Annotated in this window: 7 protein-coding genes and 1 pseudogene; all 8 read right to left on the bottom strand. The window is 71.0% G+C overall.

The features are described from left to right. Positions 1-124 precede the first annotated feature (124 nt). A pseudogene (locus O3W51_RS49200) lies at positions 125-283 on the bottom strand (DUF317 domain-containing protein); the annotation flags it as partial. Continuing rightward, on the bottom strand, positions 274-630 hold the full coding sequence (locus O3W51_RS47195) for a hypothetical protein (RefSeq protein ID WP_269290185.1): 357 nt from the start codon (positions 628-630) through the stop codon (positions 274-276). The gene O3W51_RS47195 and the pseudogene O3W51_RS49200, both read right to left, overlap by 10 nt. Before the next feature lie 29 nt (positions 631-659). Continuing rightward, positions 660-1,460 carry a DUF317 domain-containing protein gene (locus tag O3W51_RS47190; RefSeq protein WP_269290183.1) on the bottom strand — a complete coding sequence of 267 codons (801 nt, stop codon included), beginning with the start codon at positions 1,458-1,460 and terminating at the stop codon, positions 660-662. Further along, positions 1,457-1,840 (bottom strand): hypothetical protein, encoded by a 384-nt coding sequence (locus O3W51_RS47185; RefSeq protein ID WP_269290181.1) that lies wholly within the window; start codon positions 1,838-1,840, stop codon positions 1,457-1,459. Before O3W51_RS47185 ends, O3W51_RS47190 begins: the two co-directional genes overlap by 4 nt. 243 nt (positions 1,841-2,083) lie before the next feature. Further along, a complete protein-coding gene (locus O3W51_RS47180; RefSeq protein ID WP_269290179.1) occupies positions 2,084-2,491 on the bottom strand; it encodes a hypothetical protein in 408 nt (135 codons plus the stop codon). A 52-nt stretch (positions 2,492-2,543) separates the two neighbouring features. Next, positions 2,544-3,302 (bottom strand): hypothetical protein, encoded by a 759-nt coding sequence (locus tag O3W51_RS47175; RefSeq protein WP_269290177.1) that lies wholly within the window; start codon positions 3,300-3,302, stop codon positions 2,544-2,546. 23 nt (positions 3,303-3,325) lie between these two features. After that, complete coding sequence (locus tag O3W51_RS47170) at positions 3,326-4,021, bottom strand: hypothetical protein (protein WP_269290176.1); 696 nt, start codon at positions 4,019-4,021, stop codon at positions 3,326-3,328. Between the two features lie 13 nt (positions 4,022-4,034). Then, complete coding sequence (locus O3W51_RS47165; protein WP_269290175.1) at positions 4,035-4,760, bottom strand: relaxase/mobilization nuclease; 726 nt, start codon at positions 4,758-4,760, stop codon at positions 4,035-4,037. Positions 4,761-4,870: the final 110 nt, after the last annotated feature.

Genomic DNA, 4,870 nt, shown 5'->3' with positions numbered 1-4,870 from the left:
GCCCCGACACCTGGACAACGACCATCATCTGCACTGGTCACGCTTCCGACGCCGCAGCCAAGCCCGCGCCCGCAGATGCCACTACCAACGCCGAGGCCACCACCCCCACATGCGGTTGCAGTATTAGCGGGTCGGAGGTGGGGGTCCAGCCGGCGGCGGCCAGGCCGTGGGTGACGTGGCGGGCGTCTCCGGGGCCGGCGAGGTGGCGGGGGCTGGTGTCGAACGGGATCTGCCAGGCGTGCGTGGAGGCGAAGGCGGCGAGCTGCCGTGCACTCACCGGCAAGCGCAGCACCCCGGTTTCGTCGCCCGAGCCTGGTCGAACAGGACCCGCAGATCGTCCAGGGCGTAGTGCAGGGTGTGCTGGTCGGTCTGCTCCCACGCGGCGTCCCGCAGCTCCGCGATCAACTCGCGGGCCCCGGCCGGCCACGGGGCATCGAGGTGACCCGCTACGGTGCGGGCGAAGGCGCGCAGGATGTCGGCGAGCTGGATGGGCAGGCCGGTGTACTCGTCGAGCAGCGGCTCGACGAGCGCGAACGCCGTTTCGGGGTCAGGCTCGTCGCGCAGATACTCGGTGAGGTGGGTCAGGGTCTCGGTCGCGCTTCGGATGGTGTCCGGGGTGAGTGCGGGCATAGGGCTCCTCGGAAGTTGTGAGTGCTGGGTCAGCGGCGAGTTCGGGTTCCGCCGGCGTGCGCGTGGGGGCGAGCCGTGGTGCGGGGCCGGTTACCTCGGGCGGTGTTGCGGGCCCAAGTGGCGGCGCGGGCGGCGGCGATCCGGGACTGCTGCCAGGCGCTGAGCTGGGAGGGCAGGACGGAGACGGACGTGGTGCGGATCTGGGTGCTCTGGGGGACGCGGCCGAGCGGGCGCATCACCGGCTCAGGGCTGGAAAGCGCGGTCGAGAAGGCTTGCACCAGATGCATCGGGGTGCTGGCGGTGAACTGGGCGGACCACCCGTTGCCTTGGCCGTCCTTCGCCTCAGCCCACCACATGGGCTGGCCGCCAGGGACCTCGTGGTACTGCAGTCGGGCGCTGCCGTCAGGACTGGTGGCGGTGTAGTGCCCACCCTCGGGACCCGTCTGCCAGTCCTGCTCCTGCAAGGGCGCCCACGCGTTGGGAGCATGCGCAGAGCGGGGAGCAGAGAGAGCGTCGGTGAGACCAGCGACGATCTCCACCGGTGTTTGCCGCCCAAGGACCGCCCACCACTCCTCCTGTTGGCCGATCGCCCTGCCGTGGATCGTCCACCCACCGGGCAGGACGTAGGGGTCGTAGGAGATACGGACAGCTCGCTCCGGGCTCTCCATGACAAGAGGGCCGCCTGTCTTGGACTTGTCCCGCCATCCCGAGGCGCGCAGGAACTCGGAGACGTGCCGCAGGTCACCGCCGCCGGCAAGCGCGCGGGGCTCGATGAGGTAGTGCTGCTGGGCCTGCTCGCCCGGCCCTCGGCTCGTCGGCTTCCGGCTCATCGGTGCCGCCGGACAACGAGCGATGCAGGGGCCGGCGGCTTGCCCGCGCCGGTGGCAGGCTGTGTGGAGACGTGCCGGAGAGCGTCCCGGTATTCCTCCAGGTCTGCGCCCGTGTTAGCGAGGTCTGTCGCGGCCCGGCCCAGGGCAAGCCACACCTCGGCCGGTAGTGCGCCGCGCTCGGCTTGGTCCTTGGCGAAGACGCTGCCGGTGTAGATCAGGTGGGTGACGCCACCGAGGAGGCCGTGGTCGGGGTCGAGGATCCGCGCGATGACCTGTGTGGCCTCGTGCGCGGGCAGGTGGGTGAGGTGCTCGGCGAGCTGGTCGAGCTGGCGGCTGATCTCGTCAGCGAGCCTCACCGGGTACGGGGTGGGATGGGACATGCTCCTCCAGAGCGGGGCGGTCAGTGTCTGGGCGGGGTGCTATCCGCTGGGATTCGGGGAGAACGGCCTGCGGGCCGGTGGGGATGCATGCGTGCAGGTACCGGCGGAATAGAGCGGTCGCCAGGCGGGGCTTGCGGCTGTGGGTGATCGGCGGTGGCATGCGGGGTGTTAAGGGTTTCTCCGATGGTTCGGACGGTGCGGGCCGGGCGGCTCCGGTGGGGTGCCGGGACCGCCCGGCCCGCTTCACGGGGTGCGCGGGGACGGTGCGGGGCGCTTGGGGGCGGCGACTGGTGCGGGGTATCGCGCCGCGGGATCGGGTTTGCTGGCGCGGACCTCGTTCACGGCCTGTTGGTAGGCGTCCTCATCGAAGACGTCGGGGGCGCAGTTGACCTTGTACCCGGCCAAGATGAGGGCGGGGATCGCGCGGGTGGCCAGGCGCTTCTGCCCATCAGCGTCGAGGTGTTCGGGCGCAACATGCCAGGTGTAGACGGGCCCGACGGTGCGGATCTCCTGGCGCTCCAGACCGAGTTGGTCCAGTAGGTCGTGGAGCCGTGCCGGTGCGTCGGTGGGGGTGTCGGCGTGGATGGTGGTGCTCGGGGCCCTGAAGTAGATCTCGACGTCGGTGCCGTACTCGTCGGCCAGATTGGCCATGGAGGTCCCTCCAGTTCAGCCGCAGTAGGGGCGTGAGGTCAGCTGCTGTGTGTCAGCGAGCCGGGTGGGCCGGGGCACGGGTCACAGCGGGGGCCGGTGGCAGGGCGGCCGGTGTGACCGTGGGTGCGGTCCGGCCGGCGGGGTGCTGCAGGCCGGTGCCGATGCCGTGCGCGTCGAGCTGCGCGCCCAGTTCACGGACGGCGCGGGCCTGCGCGGTGGTGTCGTCTCCACTGAGCCGGTGGATGCTGGTCTGCGGGTCCTGGACGAAGCCGTTGGCCACCAGGACGGCGGCAGCCGCCTCTCCGATGGGTGCGGCGGCGAGGCTGCCGTCCGGCTGCCAAGTCAGGACGACCCGCTCGGGCTGGGACGGCTGGATGCCGCCGATGGCGTTGTGTCGGACCTGGGCGAGCGCGGTGTCGTAGCGGGCGAGAAGGTCGCCCGCTACGGTCTCGGCAGCCTGGAAGGGGTCGTCGACCAGAGCGGTGCCGTTGGGTTCGGCGACTGCGCGGTACGCCTCGTCGGGAAGGCTATGAGGGGCGACGGCGGCGATGAGGAACCCGTCGCGCTCGTCGTGCCGGTCCAGGACGATGAGCTGGGCGCCGTCCGGGCGGCTCAGGACAGCCGCATGCTGGAGCGGGATTTCGGCGAGGGTCGCGGCGACGAGGTTCAGGTCCCAGACCCGCTCGGCCAGTTCGGCGAGGTCGTCCTTGTCCGCGGACGGAAGGTACGTGCTGGTCCAGGCGCCGGGGAGTTCACCGGCGAGGATGTCGGCGTACGAAGCAAGGCGCTCGGAGTTTTCGTGATCGTGCATGGTGTCCTTGGGTGTGGTGGAGGTCAGCGGCGGAGCCCGGTGGCCACCGGTGGCGGCGGGGCGGGAGCTATCCGCGGCGGGGGTGGGCAGGCGCAGACGGCGGATCGCTCGCGTTCGGTGGCGGGAACCTGTTGGGCGCAGGGGCTGCGGTCGGGGTGCGGGGCGTGCCGGTCGGCGAGGGCGTTGCGGGTGTGGCTGAGGTCGGCGCTGATGATGGGCAGGCGCTCGTTGGCGAGGTAGTGAAGCCGTTGGGCGATGTGCGGGTCGGCGGCCTGGACGAGGCCGTCGTGGAACTCGGCGGTGGCGGTCAGGATCTCGGCCAGGGCGGCGAGGATGCCGTCGTGGGCGGCGGTCAGCTCGGTGAGAGCGTCGGCTGCCTCGTCGGTGGTGGTGGCCTGGCGGATCCGCTCGGCGAGGTGGGCGACGGATGCGCCCAGCGGCAGGTAACTGGCCGGCCGTGCTTCGGTGTGGAAGTCCTCGTCGCAGTTGACGTGGTATCCCGCGGATCGCAGCCGGGCGACGGCTTGGAGGGCGAGGCGGGATTCCTCGTCCTGATCGAGGCCGGTGGGGGTGCGGTGGTAGGTCTCGTGGACACGGACGACGGGCACGAAACCGGTGCGCTGCAGAACGCTGTGGGCCTTTGTGTCTCCGCCGCGGGCGAGGACCTCGTCGGAGTGCGGATCGCGCCGGATGACCAGAATGCGGTCGGCTAGAGGCAAAGAATCGTTTCTCCTACGGCGATCGATGGGCGGCCCGGTGGGCAGCGGGCGGTGCGGCGGCTACACGGGGGCGGCCCCGGTCACTCAGGTGGGCTGCGGCGCCGTCCAGGTCGTGCTGGATGGCGTGAAGGCGGCGGGCGATCAGCTCCAGGCGGTGCGCCGTACCGGCCCCGGCTGAGCCGGGTTGTCGTGCGATGCGGTGAGCGGTGTGCTCAACGAGCCCTCGAACCGTGGCGAGCGGTCCGGACTGCTCGTCGGCGAGCTGCGCCAGGAGAGCCGCGAGCTGCGTGGACGCCGTGGGAACGGCCGGCGGTCGACGAGCATTTGGGGCGGGGATGAGGCGCAGGTCCTGCTCGATGCGGCGGGACTCCTCCGCCAGCTGCCGGTGGGCATCGGCAGGCTGGGCGTGCCATTCGCCGTCGAGGCGGATGAGGTTGGCGATCAGGTCGAGGCGGCCGGGTTGAGCTTGGGCGGCGATCCACCGGCAGCCGTTCTCGTCACCGGGGACTTCGATGCCGGCGGTGCGGGCGAGCCGGTGGGCGGCCTCGGCCCATTCGGGGCCGGTCAGCACCCGGTCATCGGGGTGGAGGCGGATATCGAGGTGGAAGATCGCCCGCCGGTCGTCGTTCGGGCTGGCAGCGAACGGGTGCTCCAGCAGCGGATCTTCAAGGTGCTCGGCCCATTGGGCGGACGTCCAGATCTTCTGCTCGTCATCCAGGGTGTGTTGAGAGTCACTCAAGATGCCGATGTGGGCGGTGAGTTGGGGCATTCTGTGTGCCGACAGATTCGAGCGCATGTCGGTGTGGCCCCGGTGTTCGTTGGCGGCGGCACCTTGCCGATGAGGGCATG

Source organism: Streptomyces sp. H39-C1 (assembly GCF_027158125.1).
Lineage (GTDB): Bacteria > Actinomycetota > Actinomycetes > Streptomycetales > Streptomycetaceae > Actinacidiphila > Actinacidiphila fildesensis.
Note: the sequence above shows the minus strand (reverse complement) of the source record. Positions and strands in the feature narration are given on the sequence as shown.